General features: G+C 62.1%; 20 protein-coding genes and 1 pseudogene. 11 read left to right on the plus strand and 10 right to left on the minus strand.

What is annotated here, in order from left to right; all coding sequences use genetic code 11:
- Positions 1-14: 14 nt before the first annotated feature.
- Positions 15-2,427 (minus strand): annotated as a pseudogene (locus NKI18_RS23850) (class I SAM-dependent DNA methyltransferase); the annotation flags it as partial.
- 219 nt (positions 2,428-2,646) lie between these two features.
- Between NKI18_RS23850 and NKI18_RS23855 the strand changes: the two are divergent.
- Positions 2,647-2,901, plus strand: coding sequence for a hypothetical protein (locus NKI18_RS23855; RefSeq protein WP_352619582.1), 255 nt, complete (start codon positions 2,647-2,649; stop codon positions 2,899-2,901).
- Positions 2,902-2,914: 13 nt separating this feature from the next.
- Positions 2,915-3,775 (plus strand): restriction endonuclease, encoded by an 861-nt coding sequence (locus NKI18_RS23860; protein WP_353020731.1) that lies wholly within the window; start codon positions 2,915-2,917, stop codon positions 3,773-3,775.
- A gap of 209 nt (positions 3,776-3,984) precedes the next feature.
- Here the strand turns inward: NKI18_RS23860 and NKI18_RS23865 are convergent, their stop codons facing one another.
- The 3 genes from NKI18_RS23865 to NKI18_RS23875 all read right to left on the minus strand — a co-directional run bounded on the left by NKI18_RS23865 (position 3,985) and on the right by NKI18_RS23875 (position 5,209).
- Positions 3,985-4,485, minus strand: a complete 501-nt coding sequence (locus NKI18_RS23865) for a hypothetical protein (RefSeq protein ID WP_352619584.1) — start codon at positions 4,483-4,485, stop codon at positions 3,985-3,987.
- A gap of 162 nt (positions 4,486-4,647) precedes the next feature.
- Positions 4,648-4,869, minus strand: coding sequence for a hypothetical protein (locus NKI18_RS23870; protein WP_352619585.1), 222 nt, complete (start codon positions 4,867-4,869; stop codon positions 4,648-4,650).
- A 67-nt stretch (positions 4,870-4,936) separates the two neighbouring features.
- Positions 4,937-5,209: a DUF4242 domain-containing protein gene (locus NKI18_RS23875; protein ID WP_352619586.1), complete on the minus strand. Its 273-nt coding sequence runs from the start codon at positions 5,207-5,209 to the stop codon at positions 4,937-4,939.
- 142 nt (positions 5,210-5,351) lie between these two features.
- On the opposite strand from NKI18_RS23875, the gene NKI18_RS23880 reads away from it, so the two are divergent.
- Positions 5,352-8,006 carry a helix-turn-helix transcriptional regulator gene (locus NKI18_RS23880; RefSeq protein ID WP_352619587.1) on the plus strand — a complete coding sequence of 885 codons (2,655 nt, stop codon included), beginning with the start codon at positions 5,352-5,354 and terminating at the stop codon, positions 8,004-8,006.
- A gap of 232 nt (positions 8,007-8,238) precedes the next feature.
- On the opposite strand, the gene secA is transcribed toward NKI18_RS23880, so the two are convergent.
- A complete protein-coding gene (gene secA / locus NKI18_RS23885) occupies positions 8,239-10,971 on the minus strand; it encodes a preprotein translocase subunit SecA (protein ID WP_023677972.1) in 2,733 nt (910 codons plus the stop codon).
- Between the two features lie 253 nt (positions 10,972-11,224).
- Here secA and NKI18_RS23890 point away from each other — a divergent pair, with 253 nt between their 5' ends.
- On the plus strand, positions 11,225-12,142 hold the full coding sequence (locus tag NKI18_RS23890; RefSeq protein ID WP_352456658.1) for a peptidylprolyl isomerase: 918 nt from the start codon (positions 11,225-11,227) through the stop codon (positions 12,140-12,142).
- Between the two features lie 43 nt (positions 12,143-12,185).
- Here NKI18_RS23890 and NKI18_RS23895 read toward each other — a convergent pair whose 3' ends face one another.
- Complete coding sequence (locus NKI18_RS23895; protein WP_352619611.1) at positions 12,186-12,842, minus strand: TetR/AcrR family transcriptional regulator; 657 nt, start codon at positions 12,840-12,842, stop codon at positions 12,186-12,188.
- Between the two features lie 110 nt (positions 12,843-12,952).
- On the opposite strand from NKI18_RS23895, the gene NKI18_RS23900 reads away from it, so the two are divergent.
- Positions 12,953-13,189: a putative antibiotic biosynthesis monooxygenase gene (locus NKI18_RS23900; RefSeq protein WP_352456657.1), complete on the plus strand. Its 237-nt coding sequence runs from the start codon at positions 12,953-12,955 to the stop codon at positions 13,187-13,189.
- A 3-nt stretch (positions 13,190-13,192) separates the two neighbouring features.
- Here NKI18_RS23900 and NKI18_RS23905 read toward each other — a convergent pair whose 3' ends face one another.
- Entirely contained in the window at positions 13,193-14,419 is a 1,227-nt protein-coding gene (locus NKI18_RS23905) for a caspase family protein (protein WP_352619588.1), read from the minus strand.
- Positions 14,420-14,598: 179 nt separating this feature from the next.
- On the opposite strand from NKI18_RS23905, the gene argJ reads away from it, so the two are divergent.
- From argJ to NKI18_RS23920, 3 genes are read left to right on the plus strand one after another with little or no spacing between them, the layout of a single operon-like run.
- On the plus strand, positions 14,599-15,840 hold the full coding sequence (gene argJ, locus NKI18_RS23910) for a bifunctional glutamate N-acetyltransferase/amino-acid acetyltransferase ArgJ (RefSeq protein WP_352619589.1): 1,242 nt from the start codon (positions 14,599-14,601) through the stop codon (positions 15,838-15,840).
- Complete coding sequence (locus NKI18_RS23915; protein ID WP_352593931.1) at positions 15,840-16,619, plus strand: GNAT family N-acetyltransferase; 780 nt, start codon at positions 15,840-15,842, stop codon at positions 16,617-16,619. Before argJ ends, NKI18_RS23915 begins: the two co-directional genes overlap by 1 nt.
- The gene (locus tag NKI18_RS23920) at positions 16,616-17,038 is read left to right on the plus strand and encodes a (deoxy)nucleoside triphosphate pyrophosphohydrolase (RefSeq protein ID WP_023677979.1); all 423 of its coding nucleotides are present in this window, start codon (positions 16,616-16,618) and stop codon (positions 17,036-17,038) included. Before NKI18_RS23915 ends, NKI18_RS23920 begins: the two co-directional genes overlap by 4 nt.
- Before the next feature lie 315 nt (positions 17,039-17,353).
- Here the strand turns inward: NKI18_RS23920 and NKI18_RS23925 are convergent, their stop codons facing one another.
- Complete coding sequence (locus NKI18_RS23925) at positions 17,354-18,082, minus strand: hypothetical protein (RefSeq protein WP_352619590.1); 729 nt, start codon at positions 18,080-18,082, stop codon at positions 17,354-17,356.
- Positions 18,075-18,572, minus strand: coding sequence for a hypothetical protein (locus NKI18_RS23930; RefSeq protein WP_352619591.1), 498 nt, complete (start codon positions 18,570-18,572; stop codon positions 18,075-18,077). Before NKI18_RS23930 ends, NKI18_RS23925 begins: the two co-directional genes overlap by 8 nt.
- A gap of 595 nt (positions 18,573-19,167) precedes the next feature.
- Here NKI18_RS23930 and NKI18_RS23935 point away from each other — a divergent pair.
- Together NKI18_RS23935 and NKI18_RS23940 are read left to right on the plus strand one after the other, a co-directional pair.
- Positions 19,168-19,473 carry a hypothetical protein gene (locus NKI18_RS23935; RefSeq protein WP_023677980.1) on the plus strand — a complete coding sequence of 102 codons (306 nt, stop codon included), beginning with the start codon at positions 19,168-19,170 and terminating at the stop codon, positions 19,471-19,473.
- A gap of 126 nt (positions 19,474-19,599) precedes the next feature.
- On the plus strand, positions 19,600-19,779 hold the full coding sequence (locus tag NKI18_RS23940; protein ID WP_352453066.1) for a Flp family type IVb pilin: 180 nt from the start codon (positions 19,600-19,602) through the stop codon (positions 19,777-19,779).
- Positions 19,780-19,829: 50 nt separating this feature from the next.
- Here NKI18_RS23940 and NKI18_RS23945 read toward each other — a convergent pair whose 3' ends face one another.
- The gene (locus tag NKI18_RS23945) at positions 19,830-20,702 is read right to left on the minus strand and encodes a methyltransferase domain-containing protein (protein ID WP_352619592.1); all 873 of its coding nucleotides are present in this window, start codon (positions 20,700-20,702) and stop codon (positions 19,830-19,832) included.
- 54 nt (positions 20,703-20,756) lie between these two features.
- Between NKI18_RS23945 and NKI18_RS23950 the strand changes: the two genes are divergently transcribed.
- Complete coding sequence (locus tag NKI18_RS23950; RefSeq protein WP_352619593.1) at positions 20,757-21,557, plus strand: ComF family protein; 801 nt, start codon at positions 20,757-20,759, stop codon at positions 21,555-21,557.
- The last annotated feature ends 25 nt before the right edge of the window (positions 21,558-21,582 follow it).

The following is a 21,582-nucleotide window of genomic DNA, read 5'->3' on the forward strand; positions in this document are numbered from 1 at the left end:
TAATCACTTTTCAGTCGCCCAGCAGTGATCTTTATCCACGCAACGTGCATCAGGCTGGACAGGATACCAAAATGAAACAATTTGGAGTTGGGCACAATTTGCAAGTCATTTGCAGCTATTGTGGTGTTCGGCAGAAAACCTATAGGTAGAATGTCTCGCCTTTCGGACGATGTACGAGGAATAGCTAGATATTCGCCGCTCTTAGGTTGCCTGTTCTCCGTAAACAGCGATGGAATTCGTGCTTTGTTTCTGGTCGCAGCCTTGGAGCTCGCCTCTCGCATTCTTCGCACCAATCGCAGGCGTTCTATCACCGCCGGCATTTGACGTAACTGATCCGGTGGACAGTCGACCAGCCAAAAGCAGTATCTCTTTTTCTCTTGAATAAGATCTTCCCCACCCACGAACGGACGTATGTAGGCGCTTGAGAGCGGATCAAGTTGTATTACCTCGGCGCGCTCATCTTCGGTCATAAGCAAGTTGCCACCGTCAGCCGCGACACTACCATTCACTAATCGTGGAATTGAAGGGGCGATCGGTCGAGTTTGGCTTCGAACGATAACGTTGGGCGCGTCCAGCAGGTAAGGGCTGATATTTGTAGCGGAGAATTGTTGTGGTTCTGCTCCACCGTTCTTGTAGTCGAATATGTGTTTCTGAGTTGATGTTCCGGCTTTGGTCAATCCGATGATGACAACATGGACATGTGCCACGCCGCGGGCTTCCGAACCCCAGACGAAGGTCCGGTGAGCGAAGGCGATTTCGAGTTTGTAGCGATCGAGTATCAGCGGCCAAAACTGTGCCACCTGCTCGCCTTGGGTTATGGAATTGGTTGAGACGAAGGCTATTTTGCCTTTACCCTCCCGGACATAAGCACCGGCTTTTAAGAACCACGCGGCAACATAGTCCAGCGTGCCGCCGGAGCCGCCGAGCTTGGCGATGGCTCGGACGCGTTTCAGACTGGAATTTTGCCCCGATGAACGGCGGGTTACCGAAAACGTAAGAGCACTTGTCCGCCGGCAAAAGATTGTTCCAGTCGAACTCCAGTGCGTCGGCATGCCGGATATGCGGCGATTTCCTGAGTGGGATGCGAATAAAGGTCTGGCCGAACTCCAAGCTAAGCCTATTGTTCATGATGTGGTCCATCATCCACATCGCGACTTCGGCGATGCGAGCCGGAAACTCCTCGAATTCAATGCCGTAAAACTGATCGACATCGATTTCGGAGATCGTGACAATGCCTATGTCCAACTGGCCGGCAGGGTTGAGCGCGCGCAACACCTCCATTTCGAGTTGCCGCAACTCGCGATAAGCGATGATGAGGAAATTGCCGCAGCCGCAGGCCGGATCGAGAAAGGTGAGAGTACCGAGGCGTCGGCGAAACGCTTCGAGTTCGCCCTTACGGCGCGAATCCTTACGGGAGTTGATGCGGTTGAACTCGGCCTTCAGATCATCAAGGAATAGCGGTCCAATGACCTTCATTATGTTCTTTTCGGTCGTGTAGTGTGCACCCTTCTTGCGCCGCTCGTCAGCGTTCATGACTGATTGAAACAGCGAGCCGAAGATCGCTGGCGAGACAGATGACCAGTTGAAGCGGCAGGCCTCTATAAAGGTCTCTCGCATGGACGAGTTGAAATCGGCGATCGGCAAATGCGTGGCGAAAAGGTCGCCGTTCACATAAGGGAATTTCTTCAAATCGTCGTCGAGGTTCCTCTGACGCATATCCTCCGGTGTATTCAACACCTCGAACAAACGGTGGAGCCACAGCCCGATGTCCGAGCCGTCGTCGCTTGTGCGCGATTCCATTAAATCGAGCAGAATGTCGCGCGGCTCGAAGATACCGGTGTCATCCGCAAACAGAATGAAGACGAGGCGTACTAGATACCGTTCGAGGTCGTGGCCAGCATAGCCCGATTCCTCCAGCGCATCGTGAATGGCGCCCATGAGTTCGGATGCCTTGATGTTGACCGGGTCTTGGTCCTTGAAGGTGCGCTTTTCGATACCGAGGATAAAGCCGAAATGCTCGACATTCTGATGCAGGTCGGCGAGCTTGAAAGTCGCTTGCTCACGTGTGTCGCGGTCGAGAAGCTCGAAATTCTGGAAATCACACAGAAGTTGATGGCGCGGCTTTTCCGAATTCTTGATGGCATCGAAATATTCTCCGGCCTGCGCTCCCGCTTTCAATAGATCGCGCCCAGCGCTCTTCTGCTCAACTAGGAGAACGCGTGGCCAGAAAAGGTCGATGAAGCCGTGGCGATTATCGAGTTTCTTGATCAGTTCCTCGTAACGCGCGACGCGGCGACGTTCGACGCCGAATATTTCGAAGAACTCGTTGTAGAAGGTCTGAGTCTCACCCTTCTCGTAGTGAGCGTTTTGCCATTTCTCGGCGAATTTCTTCGCCCGCACCCGTATTTCATTCCATGAAAGGCGCATTCATTCCCCCCGCGAGTCTTTTGGGCAATGGACACTGTTCAAAAGACGATGGCAAGGCTTGCGCGGGCGCCGCCCCCTGGCCTGCCGGCCATCTCTCCCTCGGGTGGGGAGATTGGCTATTCGCGAACGCTGGCGCTTCTTGTTGAAAACGATCATATGCGCCGCCGCGATGCCTGAAACCGCTCGTCAAATGACCTATCGAACGCCTAGATAGTCGGCATGGATCAGCTTTCGCTTTTCGAGACCGAACACGCCGTCACCGAGCCTCGCGCCCCTAACGTCGCCTATATCCGCAAGCACCTCAATCGACTGCTTCGGCTTGCCGGCAAAGCTGAGCGGCTACCGTGGAGCGAAGCCGAGACAGCTAGCTGGAAAAAGCTGTTTCCGGAACTAACGCTGTTGCTTCCGCCGGAAGAGGGCGAGGTCTTGCGAGTTGCCTTTGAGTTGGAGTTGGAACGGCTTAAGGCAGCGTAAGGGCGGGAGACCAATGAAAGTGCTCGTTCCACCTTTCGCAGAGTTCTTCGTGCCGGTTCTCAGAGCCCTGGACACGCTCGGTGGCTCGGCCTCGATCGAAGAGATTGATGACAAGACGGCCGTGTTGATGAACATATCCGACGCGGCGCGGGCGGTGCTGGTTGGCGATGGGGCAAGGTCGAAATTCGACTATCGTTGTGCCTGGGCGCGGAGCTGGCTGAAGAATGCGGGCCTCACGAATAATAGCGAGCGCGGCGTGTGGGCCCTGACTGCGGAAGGCCGTGCAGCGTTGTCACTCAATCCGGACGAGATCGTAAGGCGCGTCAGGCGAGCGGATGCCGCTTTGCGCAAGGCGAAGGTTGTCGTCACCCCTGAGCGGGTAGAAGTTGAGGCGGAAGCAGCGGAAATCGCCTTAAAGGATTGGCGCGAGCAATTGCTCGACATTCTCTTGGCGCTGGACCCAGCAGCCTTCGAGCGCTTGTGCCAGCGGCTCCTCCGAGAGGCGGGTTTTATCAAGGTCGAAGTGACCGGGAGGAGCGGCGACGGCGGCATCGACGGTACCGGCGTATTGCGGCTCAACCTGCTTTCATTCCACGTGCTGTTCCAGTCCAAGCGTTGGAAAGGCTCTGTCGGGGCAGGCGTTGTGCGAGACTTTCGCGGCGCCATGGTAGGACGGGCGGACAAGGGCCTGATTATCACCACCGGTACTTTTACGGCGGATGCTCGGCGAGAGGCCGTGCGCGACGGAGCACCAGCCATCGACCTGATCGACGGCGACGGATTATGCGACCTGCTCAAGGAGCAGAAGATCGGCGTCAGGGTGAAGATGGTCGAGGAGGTGACTGTGGACGAAGCGGCGTTTGCCGGGTTTTAGCTGGTCACGCCAGCGGGACAGTGCCCCCTCTGGCCTGCCGGCGTTCGAAGCTCGAAAAGCCAAGCAATTGGCTTTTCGTCCGCTGCGCGGACCGCTTCTCACCCCCCTCAGGTAGGGAGATTGGCCAACCGCGGACGTCCGCGCTGCCCCTCATCCGCCCTTCGGGCACCTTCTCCCCGTATAGTGACGAGGAGAAGGAAGAGTGTCGCCTACATCCCCTTCATCGCGTCGCACGACACATTCGGGTTCATGTCGGCGAACGCGCCGGTTGGGTTGCCCTTCCAGGCCCAGACATGCAGCTCGTAGAACGGGCCGAGGCCATAGCGGTTGGGCGCACTGTTGAAGTTGAACAGATGCCCGTCGAGCGAGGCCGGGCCTTTCGAGGTGATGTATTCGACGGCGATCAGTTTTAGCGTGCCGTCGGCCATCGGCTCGTACATCACCGCTTCGGGCTTGGCGACATCGACCGCGTCGTCCTTGAGGTAGCCGGGATTGACATAGTGGATGCCCATGGCGCCGCCGGTGATGCCGCTGGCGCAGGGAATCGGCGCGTAGCCTTCGGCGGTCGCGGCCGCCACATTCTCGAAGCGGCTGTTGGCCGCGCGTACCATGTCGGCCAGAGGATTGCCGTCCTTTGCCTGGGCCGCGGTGGCGGCGATCGACAGGATGGCCAGGGCGGCAAGGCGCCCGGTGCAAAGATTGATGTTCATGTTCTCTCCGGTTGTTTGAGGACGCGCACCGATCGGGTCTGCTCAACGCTGCGGCGTCCGTTGGAATTTTGCGAAACAGGTCGCTCGTCCTGTTTTCATGTCGGCCGCAATGATGCGGCCGGTTGCACGGCTTGTTTCAGCCCGTCCAAACGGCGCGGCGTACTAATGGTCCCACCAATAATATTCCCAGTATTCGCGCCGCCCCTCGTGTTCGGGCAGTCCGATGTCCTGCCTCAGATAATCGTCTTGCGGGGGCAGCCGGCGCCGCCTGCCCAGCAGACGCGAAGGCAGCGCCGCCGCGATCCGCCATAGACGGCCAAGCAGCGAACCGCCGGGGTTTCCCACGACAGGCGCCGGTTCGCCGACCGGCATGCCATCAGGCACGTCGCAATTGCCGCGAATGGCAGTTTGATACTCATCCTTTTGTCCGCCACTTGGGGTTTGCCTGCCATCAACGGTAAAAGTAGGGGTCAAGAACCCGCACCTCCGTGATCTTGTCGACAGGCAGCGAATTCTTCTGGGCGGTGCTGCGGATCGCCTCGGGCGAGGGCGCGTCGTAGATGCAGAAGCTGCGCTTCTTGTCCGGCGACACGTAGGACTGCAGCCAGGTAACGCCCTTTTCGGCATTGCGCATGACGACACCGCCCAGCGCGTCGGCGCCGGCATCGTTCATCGGCACGTTGAGGCCGTCCGGGAATGTGCGTTCGATCAGATAGCGAGGCATGGAAGCCTTCCTTTCTCCAGTGGGTCACGCCCGGTTTGAGCGCGGCTCGACATTGATCACGCCCGGCAAGAGCGCACATCGGAGCCTTTCCCCATTTTTGGCGGGACGATTCCCTATGTTGGCAGCGTTATGGACGGGGGATATGTTGGCGGGTCCATCGCGGGTCCGCCTTTTCGGCGAACTCGATCTGCGTGAGCGAATGATGCTTCTGGAACGGCAGACACAGCTGGAGCGACTCGACGGGCTGCTGGCGGATGCCGGGCGCGGCCGTGGCTGCGTCGCGGTGCTTGCTGGCGAGGCCGGGGCCGGCAAGACCGCGCTTGTCGAGGCCTTCATCGACCGGACTGCGCAAGCCACGCGCATATTCCGCAGCGCCTGCGAGGATCTGTCGATACCCGATCCGCTCGGGCCGCTTTACGATCTGGCGCGGGACGCGCAATGGGCGCTGCCGCAGGCGATCGATTATCGGCAAGGACAGAGGCTGCCGCTGTTTTCGGATGCACTCGAAATCTTCGAGACGAAGGCGCAGCCGACCCTGCTGGTGATCGAGGACTTGCACTGGGCCGATGATGCGACGCTCGATTTCGTCCGCTTTCTCGGCCGGCGCATCGCCAACAGGCATCTCTTGCTGCTGCTGACGGCGCGCACCGATCGCAGCGAGGGACAGATGCGGGTGCGCCGCGCGCTCGGCGAGATACCGGCAGGCAGCGTCGCGCGCATCGACGTGCCGCTGCTCAGCGAGGCAGCGGTGCTGTCGCTGGCCGAGGCGGCGGGGCGTGATGGCGATGCCATCTACCGGGCGACGGCGGGCAACGCCTTTTTCGTCACCGAACTGTTGTGCAGCGGATGCGAGGAAAAAACGGCGCTGCCGGCAAGCGTGCGCGACGCGGTTCTGGCGCGGGCCGAGCGCCTGTCGGCCGGCGCCCGCGCGATGCTCGACGCGGTGTCGGTGTTCCCACGCCGGGCCGACGCCTGGGCGTTGCAGGGCCTGTGCGGCGTCGCCAGCGCCGGCCAGCTTGCCGAATGCGTCGCCAACGGCTTGCTGGAGGATCTGGGCGATGGCTATGCGTTCCGCCACGAGATCGCCCGCCGCGCCATCGAGGCGATGTTGACGACGAGCCACAGGCGGCAGTTCAACCAGCGCGCGCTGGCTGCCCTGCTCGAAAACAGTGAGGTCTCCACCGGCCGCCTCGTGCATCACGCGGTGGAGGCGCACAATCTGCAGGCAGTGCGCGAACTGGCCCCGGTTGCGGCGCGCGAGGCCTCCCGCGTCGGCGCCCATCGCGATGCGGCCGGCTTCTATGAAGCCGTGTTGCGGCAGGCCGACAGCCTGCCGGTGGAGGAGCGCACGGCGCTCCATGAGAAATATGCCTTCGAGTGCCACCTCATCGGCAAGATCGACGAGGCCATCGCCGCGCAGGACCAGGCGCGCCGGCTGCATCAGGCCCAGGGGAATACGGCGAAGGAAGGGGATTGCCTCAGGTGGCTGTCGCGCTTTGCCTACCTGCTTGGCGACCGCATGGCTGCCGATGCGCTTGGCGAGCAGGCGGTTCAGCTGCTGGAGACCGCGCCGGCCGGGCCGGAACTCGCCATGGCCTATTCCAACCTCTCGCAACTGGCGATGCTGGCGGAAAGGCTCGACGACACGCTGCGGCTCGGCAACAAGGCGATTGCGCTCGCCGAACAGCTGAACCGGCCCGACATCGTCTGCCACGCGCTCAACAATGTCGGCAGCGCCGAGCAGTGGCTGGATCTGGCAAACGGACGGCTGCACCTTGCCCGCAGCCTGGAGATCGCGCTGGAGCAGAATTTTCAGGAACATGCGGCGCGCGCCTTCACCAACAGCGCCTGCAGCGAGATGAACCAGCTCGGCTTCGCTGACGCGCGGTCGTTCCTCGATCGCGGCATCAACTATTGCGTCGAAAACGACCTCGTCACCTGGCGCGACTATATGCGCGGCGTGCTGGCCCAGTTGCTGCTGCGCCAGGGGCAATGGGAAGGGGCTGCCGGCGAGGCGCTCGAGGTGATCGCCAACGATCAGGCGACGATGCTGGTCCGCTATCCCGCCGTGGTGGCCCTGGCAAAGCTGCGGATACGGCGCGGCGACCCGTCCGCCGAGCCGCTGTTTGCCGAAATGACGCAGTTCCTGGACAAGGGATTGGAATTGCAGCGGCTGGCGCCCTATGCGGCACTGATGGCCGAGCGGGCATGGCTTGGCCAGGGCGACCGGGAGGAGGCGTTCGGCCTGATCGCGCTGGCCGAGAGCCTGTCGACGACACGGGCGGTCTTCGGCGAGCTGGCGATGTGGCGGCAGAAGCTGGCGCCGGACTTCGATCCCGGCGACACCATCGGCATGGCCGCGCCCTACCGGCTGCTGCTCGCCGGCGACTGGCAGGCGGCGGCAGAACTATGGGCCGAGATGAACGCGCCCTACGAACGCGGGCTGGCGTTGGCAGAGGGCGATGAGACCGCGCAGCGCTCGGCACTGGAGATTTTTGAGAGCCTCGGCGCCAGGCCCGTCGCCGTTCACCTGCGCGACACCATGCGGCGCAATGGGGTCAACCGTATTGCAAGGGGGCCGCGCCAAACGACGCGTGCCAATCGTGCCGGCCTGACCCAGCGCCAGATGGAGGTGCTGCAACTGATCGAGCGCGGCTTCTCCAACAAGCGGATCGCCGAGCAGCTGACAATTTCGCCGAAGACGGTCGATCACCACGTCTCGGCGGTTCTGGGCAAGCTGGAAGCGGTTTCGCGGGGTGAGGCGACGGCCGCGGCACGCGATTCAGGGCTGATTTGAGAAGCGAATAAATCAAAGGCCGGCGACCCTTCGCGCCCCCCTCTGGCCTGCCGGCCATCTCCCCCTCGGGTGGGGAGATTGGCAGCTTCGCCGCTTGCGACTATTTCTTTAACCTTGGTGATTGGCGAAGGCCAATGTGACGTCCGATCTCCCCCCAAGTGGGGGAGATGTCCGGCAGGACAGAGGGGGGCGCTGTCCCGCAGAGCTACCAAATGAGCCGAAATCGCGCCGCCTACGCAAACGCCCCATGGCAATGCTTGTATTTCTTGCCCGACCCACACGGGCAGGCCTCGTTGCGGCCGACCTTGCCCCAGGTGGCCGGGTTCTTCGGGTCGCGGTCTTCGGGGGCGACGATGGCGTTGGTCTCCTGGCGGACCAGCACGGCCGTCTCGCCGCCTTCGAAATCGTCCTCGCCGGTGAAGCCGTCGATGTGGCTGCCGAACATGTCGGGCGCCTCGGGCGGCGGCGCATCGGCCGCCTGGCGGACCAGCTCGACGCGCATCAGCTGCGCGGTGACGGCCTGGCGCAGATTGCCCAGCATCGCCTGGAACAGCTCGAACGCTTCGCCCTTGTACTCCTGCAGCGGATCGCGCTGGGCATAGCCGCGGAAGCCGACGACCGAGCGCAGATGGTCGAGATTGACGATGTGCTCGCGCCACAGATGGTCGAGCGTCTGCAGCACCACCGAGCGCTCGACATAGGTCATCACGTCGGGGCCGAAGCGCTCGGCGCGTTCCTTGGCGGCGGCCTCGGCGGCCTGGCTGACGCGCTCGCGGATGTCGTCCTCGGCGATGCCTTCTTCCTTGACCCAGTTCTCGACCGGCAGATCGAGATTGAGGAATTCGGCGATCTCGGCCTTGAGCCCGGCGACGTTCCACTGCTCGGCATAGGCGTTTTCGGGAATGTTCTTGGCGACGATCTCCTCGATGACGCCTTCGCGCATCTCTGTGATGGTCTCGGACAGACCCTCGCCGTCCATCAGCTCGATGCGCTGCTCGAACACTACCTTGCGCTGGTCGTTCGAGACGTCGTCATATTTCAACAGGTTCTTGCGGATGTCGAAGTTGCGCGCCTCGACCTTCTTCTGCGCCTTTTCCAGCGCCTTGTTGATCCACGGATGGATGATCGCCTCGTCTTCCTTGAGGCCGAGCTTCTGCAGCATGCCGTCCATGCGCTCGGAACCGAAGATGCGCATCAGATCATCCTGCAGCGACAGGAAGAATTTCGAGCGACCCGGGTCGCCCTGGCGGCCCGAGCGGCCGCGCAACTGATTGTCGATGCGGCGCGATTCATGGCGTTCGGTGGCGAGCACGTAAAGACCGCCGGCGGCGAGCGCCTTTTCCTTCAGCCGGGCAATGTCGTCGCGGATTTCCTTTTCCCTGGCCTCGCGCTCGGGGCCGGCCGGCATGTCGCCAAGCTCCTCGGCGATGCGCATGTCGGCGTTGCCGCCGAGCTGGATGTCGGTGCCGCGGCCGGCCATGTTGGTGGCGATGGTGATGGCGCCGGGCTTGCCAGCCTGGGCGACGATCGCCGCCTCGCGCTCGTGGTGGCGGGCGTTCAGCACCTCGAAATCCTTAAAGCCTTCCTTGCGCAGGCGTTCGGCCAGCTGCTCGGACTTCTCGATGGAAGTCGTGCCGACCAGCGTCGGCTGGCCCTTGGCGCGGGCTTCCTTGATCTCCTTGACGATCGCCTTGTATTTCTCCTCGACCGTCCGGTAGACCTCGTCGTCTTCGTCAATGCGGATGACCGGCAGGTTGGTCGGGATCTCGGTGACGTCGAGATTGTAGATGTTGGCGAATTCTTCGGCCTCGGTCAGCGCCGTGCCGGTCATGCCGGCGAGCTTCTTGTAGAGGCGGAAATAGTTCTGGAAAGTGACCGAGGCGAGCGTCTGGTTCTCCGGCTGGATCGCCACATGCTCCTTGGCTTCGAGCGCCTGGTGCAGGCCCTCCGAATAGCGGCGGCCGGGCATCATGCGGCCGGTGAACTCGTCGATGATGACGATCTCGCCGTTGCGCACGATATAGTCCTTGTCCCGCTGGAACAGCCGGTGCGCCTTCAGCGCGTTGTTGACGTGGTGGACGATGGCGACGTTCTCGACGTCGTAGAGCGACTCGCCCTTGAGCAGGCCGGCATCGCGCAGCATGTTCTCCAGCTTTTCGGTGCCTTCCTCGGTGAAGATCGACGTCTTCTGCTTCTCGTCGATCTCGTAGTCCTGCGGCTGCAGCTGGATGATGAAGGTGTCGATGGTGTTGTACATTTCCGAACGGTCCTCGAGCGGACCGGAAATGATCAGCGGCGTGCGGGCTTCGTCGACCAGGATGGAATCGACCTCGTCGACGATGGCGTAGCTGTGACCGCGCTGCACCATCTGGGCGCGCTCGTATTTCATGTTGTCGCGCAGATAGTCGAAGCCGAGCTCGTTGTTGGTGGCGTAGGTGACATCGGCGGCGTAGGCGACGCGGCGCTCCTCGTCGGACAGGCCGTGGACGATGACGCCGACCTTAAGGCCGAGGAATTTGTAGACGCGGCCCATCCATTCGGAGTCGCGCGTGGCCAAATAGTCGTTGACGGTGACGACATGGACGCCGTTGCCGGCGAGCGCGTTGAGGTAGACCGGCAGCGTCGCCACCAGCGTCTTGCCTTCGCCGGTGCGCATCTCGGCAATGCCGCCATTGTGCAGCACCATGCCGCCGATCAGCTGCACGTCGAACGGCCGCATGCCGAGCACGCGGCGGGCGGCCTCGCGCACGGTGGCGAAGGCCGGCACCAGGAGGTCGTCCAGGCTGGCGCCGTTGGCGATGTCCTGGCGGAATTTGTCCGTGCGGGCCTGAAGCTCGGCGTCGGAAAGCGCCCGCATCTCGTTTTCCATGGCATTGATCGCCTCGACGCGCGGCCGGGTCGATTTGACCCGACGATCGTTGGAGGAGCCGAAAACCTTACGGGCGAGACCGCCGAGACTGACCATCCAATGGCCCTTTCGATAGCATTCCAAGTCATTGCGACGGGCGCCGGCCGGCCCCCATCAAATGCGCGTGAACGCGGACAAACGCAAAAAGCGCCCGGAAAACGGTTCTGGACGCAAAGTCGTTGGACAGATAAGAGGGGGCTCATTCGATGTCAACGCCGCGCTCGCCCTGTCGACCGCGCCAAATTCCGCCACAATCCTGCTGGTCTGGAAGCCATTCCGCTCTAGCTACCCCGCTTTGGAGATAATCGTAATGTCAGTATTGTTCCGCCGCGCGTCGCTCGCCAGCCTTGGTCTGGCATTCGGGCTATCGGCCCTCTCGCTGTCGCCGCTGATGGCGCAGGAAGCCGCCCCTGCCCAGCCGGCAGCACCCGCTCCGGCGGCCAAGCCGGTCGATCCGAACGCCGTGGTCGCCACCATCAACGGCCAGACGCTGACCGAGGCAGACCTTGGGCTTGCCGAGGGCGAGCTGTCACAGCAGTTCGCGCAGCTTCCGCCCGAGCAGCGCCGCGCCGCGGCGCTGTCGGCGGCGATCGAAATCCGCGTGATGGCGGCTCAGGCGGTGACCACCGGCCTCGACAAGGATCCCGACTTCCAGCGCCGCATGGCCTTCCTGCAGCAGCGCGCGCTGCATGGCGAAATGGTCGAGAAGGGCGTCGTCGACAAGGTTACCGATGCCGAGGTCCGCGCCCGCTACGACCAGGAAATCGCCAACACGCCGCCCACCAATGAGGTGCACGCCCGTCACATCCTCGTGAAGACGAAGGAAGAGGCAGACGCCATCATCAAGCAGCTCGACGGCGGCGCCGACTTCCAGAAGCTTGCCAACGAGCACACCAGCGATCCGAGCGGCAAGACCAGCGGCGGCGATCTCGGCTGGTTCGGACCTGGCCAGATGGTGCCGGAATTCGACAAGGCGGTGTTTGCGCTGGCGGTCGGCAAATATACCGACCAGCCGGTGCAGTCACAGTTCGGCTGGCATGTCATCAAGGTCGAGGACAAGCGCACCAAGCAGCCGCCGGCGTTCGACCAGGTCAAGGACCAGGCGCGCCAGGCGGTCATCCGCGACAAGTATTTCGCGCTGGTCAAGTCGCTGCGCGCCAACGCCAAGGTCGACATCCCCGATGCGAACCTGAAGAAGACGGTCGACGCGCTGGAAAGCGCCAAATAGGCCAGATTGGGCTACGACAGGGCGCGCTGCCGCCCTGTCGCTTCTATTTGGTAGGGCGAGCGATGATGCGGCGACGCCGCCGCCGGACCGCCGTGGCGTCGCCGGCATCGTCAGCGACGGTGCCTTTCAAGACATAGCCGACCGCCCTGCGCAGCGTCGCTTCGTCCTCGTCCAGGCGGTTCGTCAGAAGATGCGTCCAGGCGAACGAGGCGATCAGGTCGGCGACGACAGTGGCATCGACGTCGGCAGCTATCTCTCCCCTTGCCTTGGCGCGTTCGACCATCTGGCCGGTGTGGATGCGACGCCCTCTTGCGTATTCGGCGAGGGCGGCGGCGGCTTTTTCGTCCGACTGCGCCTCGGCAATCAGCGATCTGAACACGCTGCCCGACGATGTGTCGCGCCAGTGCGCGAACAAGCTCTTCAGGAAGCCGACGAGATCCTCCTCCAGCTTCCCAGTGTCGGGATTATCGACGCGCTTTTGCCGTTGATAAACGTCGAGCAGCAAGGCGGCTTTGCTTGGCCACCAGCGATAGATCGTCGGTTTTCCGGCGCGTGCGCGGCGCGCCACCGCCTCGATCGAGAAGCCGGAATAGCCGGCTTCGACCAGCACCGCCTCGGCGGCATCGAGAATGGCATCGGCGCTTTCCGGGCTGCGCCGTGCGCCAGCCGACTTGCGCCCGGGATCGGTGATTTCGCCCATCTTTTCTTCCTTACCCGCGATTTCAGCAGCCATCATATACAACTCTTGACGAAACGGAACGATCCGTTTTATATGTAACGAAACGTTCCGTAACGATAAGGAGGACAGCAATGACTTCGACCGCCGCCACGCGTTTTTCGCGCCTGCGCTTCGCCCTGCTGGTGCTGCTCGGTGTGTATCCGCTGATCACTGCCATTTTGTACGTGGTTTTTCCGCTGACGCAGGAATGGCAAATCTGGCAGCGCACGCTGGTCATCGCGCCGCTGATGGTCTCGATCATGATCTGGGGGCTGATTCCGGGCGTGCAGCGGGCGTTTCGCGGGTTCATCAACCCAGCGGTCCGCTGATGTTCATTCCAGCGCTTGCGACGTTTCCGACGCAACGCGCCACGCGCCATCGGCCAGCACGAGTTCCAGCGTCACCCGCGCCTTGCCGGTCAGGCGCTGCGCCGATTTGTCCTTCGGCACATAGTCGTAGCGCATGGCGAAAACCACGTCGGCACGGTCCTTGCCGTGCGGAGTCACCTCAAGGCTGCCGGGCTCGAGACCGAACGACCACGATGCCCATTGCGCGAACCAGTCGGTCTTGACCTTGACGATCGCCTCGCTGTCGTAGCGCGTGCCGTAGATGGTGGCCGACGCACCGTAAAGCCGCTTGACGGTTTCGCGCATTCTCCTGGCATCAGGCGCCAGATAGTCCTCGCGCAGAAACTGCTCGATGGCGCTCTTGTCGCCGACGGAGCGTTCGAGCGCAGCCACCTGCGACGCGGGAGCCGGGCTGACAGCCGGTTTCGGTTGCTGGGCAGTGTCTCCGCCCGGAACGAACTCGAAACGCTCGAGCAGCGACCCTTGCTCCCAGGGACGCTGCGCCTCGCGCGTTGCGGAAACGACGTCGCGGCGCACCGCGATCATCATGTCGTTGATGCTTTGTCCGGGCTCGGCCATATGCCGCAAAAGTGCCGCCGCAAAGGGCGAGTTGCGCCCCGTCCCGTCCATTGCGACGGCGCCGGGCGCAGTCGAGAAGGCGATGAATGAGCCGCGTGTCGACTCGAACTGGGCAAGACCGGCGAGAGCCGTCGCCGAGCGCGTGATGGTGCTGCGGCTGAGACTTCGGGCAAACGGGTTGTTGCGGCAGGCATCGAGGAAGACCAGGCTGACCTTGGTCTGCTGCTCCATGATGTCGAGAACCTCGTCGATCGGCACCGCCTCGAGCTGCAGCTTGACCGGCATGTCCAGCCTGGCGTCGACCGGCACGATGAAGTTGCGCCCGTCGACCTGCAGGCCGTGGCCGGCATAGTAGAACAGCCCGGCACCGGCACCTTGCAGCGCATCTGAGAATTCGCCGATCTTGCGTTCGAGCTCGCGCTTGCCGAGATCGTTGCCTTCGATCACCTCGAAGCCGATGGCGCGCAGCTTGTCGGCGATGTCGAGCGCATCGTTGACGGGATTGGCCAGCGTGCCGGCTTCGGCGTAGCTGCCGTTGCCGACCACAAGCGCCACGCGCCGCGCCGTCTGCGCATCGGCGCGCAGCAGCAGAAAGCCCAGAAACGCCAGTGCCAAGACCACAAGCCTGCCCATGGGGCAGGATCATAGCGCTATCGGTCGCAGCGACGCCAACAAATTTGCAACAGCCTGCTTGCTGCATGAGGCGGTGTCAGGCTTCCGGCACCCGTAACGGCTGTGAAACGCCTTGCGCCAGCGCGTGCTATCGGGCAAACCGGCGTTCCTTTCGCGATTTTTCCCGCCCGGGGTCTTCCATGTCCACACAGGTTTCGCCGCTCGCGCCGAAGAAATATGCCAAGATGCCGGCCATCGAGGGCGTGCGCATCGCCACCGCCGAGGCCGGCATAAAATACAAGAACCGCACCGACTTGCTGGCCATGGTATTCGACGCCGGCACCACCGTCGCCGGCGTGTTCACCAAGTCGAAATGCCCTTCAGCGCCGGTCGATTTCTGCCGGCTGAACCTCGTGGCTGGCAAAGCACGCGTGCTGGTGGTCAATTCCGGCAATGCCAATGCCTTTACCGGCCAGAAGGGCCGCGCCTCGACGGCACTCACGGGCGAGGTGGCGGCGAAAGCGGCCGGCTGCACAGCGGGCGAGGTGTTCCTGGCCTCGACCGGCGTGATCGGCGAACCGCTCGACGCCGGCAGGTTCAGCCATCTGCTGGCCGGGCTGGTCAAGGACGGCAAGCCGGAATTGTGGACCGAAGCCGCCAAGGCGATCATGACCACCGACACCTATCCCAAACTGGCGACCGCGACGGTCAAGCTCGGCGATGCCGAGGTCACCATCAACGGTATCGCCAAGGGCGCCGGGATGATCGCGCCCGATATGGCGACGATGCTTTCCTTCATCGCCACCGATGCGCCGATCGCAGCGCCGGTGCTGCAGGACCTCCTGTCGCGCGGCACGGCCAAGACCTTCAACGCAGTTACCGTCGACAGCGACACCTCGACCAGCGACACGCTGCTGATGTTCGCCACGGGTGCTGCCGCCAGGCGCGGCGCGCCGGCAATTTCCGACCCCAAGGATGCGCGCCTCGGCGCCTTCCGCCGTGCCCTCGGCAAGGTGCTGAAATCGCTGGCACTACAGGTGGTGCGCGACGGCGAGGGCGCCCGCAAGCAGGTCGAGGTCACCGTCACCGGGGCCAAATCGGCCCGCTCGGCCAAGCGCATCGCGCTTTCGATCGCCAATTCGCCGCTGGTCAAGACGGCAGTTGCCGGCGAGGACGCCAATTGGGGCCGCGTCGTCATGGCCGTCGGCAAGGCCGGCGAACCGGCCGACCGCGACCTTCTGTCGATCTGGTTCGGCGACAACCGCCTGGCCTATCAGGGCGAGCGCGACGCCGCCTATTCCGAGGAGGCGACTTCGGCGTATATGAAGCGCGACGAGATCCGCATTCGCGCCGATATCGGCATCGGCCGCGGCAAGGCGACGGTGTGGACCTGCGATCTCACCAAGGAATATGTCGCCATAAACGGCGATTATCGGAGCTGATGGCGTTGGCTTCCAGACATCCGGCAAGCGTGTTGGCGATCGTGCGCCGCTATGAGGCGGCCGGCTTTCGCGCCTGGCCGGCGGCCGCCGTCCATTATGACGGCACCTGGGTGGTTCGGCTGACGGCCGGCCACCCGGCCAAGCGGCTGAATTCGGTCAATCCGCTCGATCCGGGCGACATCCAGCACATTGCCGAGCGCATCGGCCGCGCCAGCCGTCGGTTCGACGCCTATGGCAGGCCGCTGACCTTTCGCATCTCGCCGCTGTCGGGGCCGGATCTCTCAAAGTACCTCGACGGCGAGGGCTGGAGCATATTCGCGGAGTCGCTGGTCATGCGGCTGCCGCTGGCGGACGCTATGCTCGACGACGCCATGGACCAGATTCCGTTGAAGGACATCAGCCGTTTCATCGGCGCGGCGCTCAAGGTGAGCGGCTCGGATGTGTCGCTGCGGCCCGGCCTGTCGGAGATCATCGGCGCCATCCAGCCGGAGGCCGGGCTGTTTGCGCTGGAGGCCGGCAGCGAACCGCTGGCAACGTTGATCTGCGTGCATGACGGCGACCTTGCCGGCCTGTTCGAGATCGCCACCGACAGGTCGGTGCGCAACCAGGGCCATGGCCGCCATCTCATCCGGTCGGCGCTGAAATGGGCGCGGCTGCGCGGGGCGCGGGAAGCCTGGCTGCAGGTCGAGGCGGACAACGCGCCGGCGCTGGCGCTCTACCGTTCGCTCGGATTCGACGAAGTCTATCGCTATCGCTATCGCCGGCCACCCGGCGCATGAGCGGCTTGGATACGATCGGCAAGCGCCTGCTCCTGGTCGCGGCCTGCGCGCTGGTCGATGCCGACGGGCGCGTGCTGTTGGCGCAGCGGCCCGAAGGCAAGCAACTCGCCGGCCTGTGGGAGTTTCCGGGCGGCAAGGTCGAGCCCGGTGAGACGCCGGAACAATGCCTGATCCGCGAATTGTACGAGGAGATCGGCATCGAAACCGACATCCCTTGCCTGGCGCCACTCACCTTCGCCAGCCATTCCTACGATGATTTTCACCTGCTGATGCCGCTGTTCGTCTGCCGTCGATTCCGCGGCATTGCCCAGCCGAAGGAAGGCCAGGTGCTGAAATGGGTGCGGCCGCGCCAGATGCGCGATTTTCCAATGCCGCCGGCCGATGCCCCGCTGATCCAGTTCCTCATCGATCTGCTGTGATTTGCGCCTTCACAGGGTTAATCGAACATTAGCTAGTGCGAAAGCTTTCCAAGGCCTCACGGCTACTTAGCTGGTCCATAGTTAGGACTAGTTAGGAGCAGCAGCCGAATTTTGACTTTGATGCGGCAGCAGCCAACACGTGTTAGATTGGGGAAGTCGTGGCGGGCGAAGAAGTCCCCCAATCCAAGCCCACGGCTCGCTGGACCTAGCTAAGCGGCAGACTAAGAATTAGATGCCGGACCGTTTCAGGAGACAACGGTTTCATCCAATTGGCCACGATCGCAGCGCCAAGACGAGCGGAACCCGCCCAACGGCTTACGCTTGATATTCCTCGAACACATTGAGCAATAACGTTTCAAGATGGCTCGCCGCCATGTTCGATCCGACTTTCAAGCTGTTTGGATGACCGCAGCCATTTCGAAGCTTTAAGGCCTTCAGCAATTCCTCTTTCCGATTCTTCCCGACTACCCCGATGGCTGCGATCCGATTAAGGAAATCCTCTTCCCCCATACGACCGAGGCCATCTGCATCGAGCGCGGGCTTCCATCTGGAATCCACTCGCTGGGCTTCTGCGTTGAACACTGCCAGGTGTTTGGCTACCACCTCATGATGAAGTACATCGACAGCGGCAATCCATGACATAACGATAGCTGATCGAAAGAGCTGAGCTTCGTGGCATTTCATCGCCTCTTCTGCAAACGCTCGTGTTGTGGGGTTTTTGATTTTTTCGAGATGTGTTCGGAGATCAGCCGCCACCTGCACAGCGGCTGGACTAAGGGTTGTTACTCCGAGGTTTCTTAGATGGCTTTTTCCCGAATCAGTGATTTCCCAACCGTCGGGGATGCGGATCGCACGTCCCTCGCTGCGACCCAGGATATCTGATAGGTTCCAACCTTGTGGAACCTTGAAGCCAGCCTTGGCGGCACGGTCGCGGATGCCATTCAAGTCTGTTGGCGTGTCAAATGAGGCAAGGACCAGAAGCAGCTTATCCAGTCGGCTGAGCTTGCGATGCAGCCACTCTTTTAGGCCGTTTTGGTCAAGCAAGAGCAGCTTCCAACTTGTCATGCTCGGATGACGTCAAGGAATATTGATCAGAGCCAACTTGATTGAATTTGCTTCCAACAAGTCCCTCTAATATTTTGGTTAAATTACCTGTCATATTCGCATTGTAGTATTTTGTTGCAGCTTTCATTGTTGCCGAAAGCTCTTGCCGAGAAAATGTGTCCTGCTCTGCCATGAGTTGTAGATAGGCTGCTGCTGCAAGAGCCACATCTGGGCCTGTCTTCGCGCCGATTTTTGCTGCGATACTATTCACATGCAGTTTGTTGGCGCCCTTAGGCGGTGGAGGAGCCTCGTTGCCTTCGCTGCTACTACCGTCTTCAGCGACGGCTGCTCCACCAGACGCCAGTGTAGGGACCGTAAACAGAGTTTCGATGTGCGAAAACAGGTCTTTGATGTCGCTGATCGACAGTTCAGTCTCGCCTTCGTACTCAAATTCTACCGGACCTGCTTTGATCCGCACTTTAGCTGACATGCCCAAACCCTTTGGTTGAATCGCCCCAGAAGAAAACTACCAAACATTGAGCGGTAGTCAAACTAGGTTGGAATTCCGCCCTCGCTACAGTCACTTTCGATTGAACTAAGCAATTTGCAGAACTGAACGGATGCGTTGTTTCATCAGCAAATCCGGCGCAAACGACCCGACGTTCAGTCTGCATCTGCTTGCCATTGAACTGGCAAGAGGCGCGGCTTGGCAGGCTCCTTGACCTAGGTACTTGCGAGCCTGTTCGGGGCGAGACCTAGGCCTTCGTTTGAAACAAGAATCAGCATGGTGGCTATTGCCACGGTCATGTCCGAGATACGCTCTTGGCAACGCTGGAAGCATATCTGGGATGGACAGGACCCTGAGCCGACCGTCGCTTTCGAAATCAATTACCAGCCTCGGCAGATTCCGATCTCAAAGACGGCTGGTCTCGTGTGGTCCTGCAAAAAAGAAAACCAAACCAGTATTTTGGAACATAGCGAGATATAACGGCAAATTACGATGAAGCGTTAATACAAGATTTATCTGACCGTGAAAAATTGACGCTAGGCGGTTACGCCGATTCCACCGCTGGGGAGCGATTTGCATGAGCCTTGAAAAGGACTGGGACTCGCCTTGGCCCGACCGCCTTCCTGGCGCCGCCAATGCCGGCATGGGAATATTGCGCATCGCTCTCTTGTTCGGCTCGGCCGCGGTGGCTCTGGCCTTGATCGCGACGCCCTACCTCGACAGCCGGACCCGCTCGCAGTTTGCCCGCGACGGGCTTGATACGATGAGCACCGGCTCGATCGGCCAGCGCGATAGCTATACGCTACGCAAGAGCGTGCTGCAGCCGCTGCCCAGTTCGGTCTGCGTTATACGGGCCGATGGCAGAAGCAGCGGCGACTGCTGACTCCTCAACAGATCTCTAGGATTCGGCTGTTTCCTAGAATGCAGCTGGTTCACCGCGCGTTAAGCCTGTCGCATTAACCTTTCTTAACGGGTCGGCGCTAGGTTCGGGCAAGAGGGATGGGCGCCCATGAAAATCTTGTTGCAACGATTTTTAGAAGACGAGAGGGGTGCGACGGCTATCGAATATGGTTTGATCGTCGCCGTGCTGTCGCTTGCCATTGTCGCTGGTATTGGCCAGGCTGCCGGCGCCATCCAGTGGTTGTTCAGCGACAACAGCAGCAAGCTTGCCAACGCTTTTGCACAGTGACCCGCTTAGCTTTTGCGTGGGATACGCTTAGCTTTTGCGCAAGGATCCGCTCAGGGGCCGCCGGGGTTTTCCAGGATTGTCTTCAGCGATATTTTTGCGGAGCCCGGCTTCAGCGGCTTTTGCTGAGAGGCATCGGGCGCCCAGCCTGACATCCAGACCACCGAGAAACTCGCCCTGACGCGGCCATCGGCATCCGAAAACCGCTCCGCATAGATTTCGGCGGCGCGCGCGAACAGCGCTCGCGTGCCCGGCCGCCTGCTGCGGTCGACAAGCGCGCTGGTCTCGCCCATGGCGCGCAGGTCGGCGACCAGGCCAAATAGCGAATCGTAGCGCACCGTGATCGTCTCGACGTCGGCAACCGGCAGTGCCAGGCCGGCGCGCTGCAGCAGCGCGCCGGCGTCGCGGACGTCGGTGAACGGGATCACACGCGGGCTGGCGCCGCCATAGAGCTCGGTCTCGGCGGCAAGCAGGCTTTCGCGCAGTTCGGAGAGCGTGCCTGTGCCGGCGAAGGCGCCGAGGAAAAGCCCGTCCGGCTTCAGCGCCCGGCGGATCTGCACCAGCATGCCGGGAATGTCGTTCATCGCCTGCAGCGACAGCAGCGAGACTGCGAGGTCGAGGCTTTCCGGTTCGAATGGCACGGTTTCCAACGGCGCCAACAGTCCTGGCTGGCCGCCCAGGAAAGCGGCGTCGGCCTCGACGCGCACGTTTTCCGTCACCTTGCCGCTTTCGGCGAGCACCTCTGCTGCTGCCGGCGTCTGGCAAAACAGTGAGGCCGCCTTGCCGAACCTGCGTTCGACGGCGGCGAGCCGGTCGGCAAGATCCTCGGCCGCCCGCCGCATGAGGAAATCCGCGCCGGCGATGGGACGGGTCAGTGCCCGGCGCTTGCGCGCCAGCCAGAGCGAGGTGTCAATTACAGGCTGCAATGGGCAGGTCCTTGTGCTTCGCTCTCTGATATAGTGATGCGGAGGACCAACCACGTGGCCGATCCCATGCCAGAGATCAAGCGTATTGCGATCAAGAGCATTGCCCGCAAGGCATTGGGCTGGCCAGCGCGCCTCTTGTTCCCGCCGGTCTGTGCCGGCTGCCGCCGCCATGTCTCGCAGCCCGGCGTGTTGTGCGGCGCCTGCTGGCCGAAACTCAGGTTGCTGGAACGGCCATGGTGCCCGGTGATGGGCACGCCGTTCACCCACAGTATGGGTGAAGGGTTCCTTTCGGCGGAGGCGATAGCCGACCCGCCGCCGTTCGAACGCGCGCGGGCGGCGGTCGCCTATTCCGGCGTTGCCCGCCAGATGGTGCAAGGGCTGAAATACCAGGACCGCACCGATCTGGCGCCGTGGATGGCGCGCTGGATGCTTCGCGCCGGTGCCGAGCTCATCGCCGAGGCCGATGTGGTCGTGCCGGTGCCGCTGCACTGGCGACGCTTCTTCAGGCGGCAGTTCAACCAGTCGGCGGAACTGGCGCGGGCGGTGGCGCAGCTCGGCGATCGGCCTTTCGCGCCATCAGCCATCAAGCGCGTAAAACTCACGCGCCAGCAGGTCGGGCTGGAGCGGCGGGAGCGCGAGGAAAATGTTCGCGCCGCATTCAAAGTGCCTGATGAGGCGGAGATCGAAATCGCCGGCCGCCGGGTGCTGCTGATCGACGATGTCTACACCACCGGCGCCACCGTCCGCGCGGTCGCCAGGGCATTGAAGAAGGGCGGTGCCGGCGCGGTCGACGTACTGACCTTCGCGCGTGTGCTGCCGGGGGACTTTCGGGCCGACGAATCGGCGCCTATATAGCCTAGATGACAGCGGAACGAGGCAG

The sequence above is a fragment of the Mesorhizobium sp. M0800 genome, from assembly GCF_040320095.1.
Lineage (GTDB): Bacteria > Pseudomonadota > Alphaproteobacteria > Rhizobiales > Rhizobiaceae > Mesorhizobium.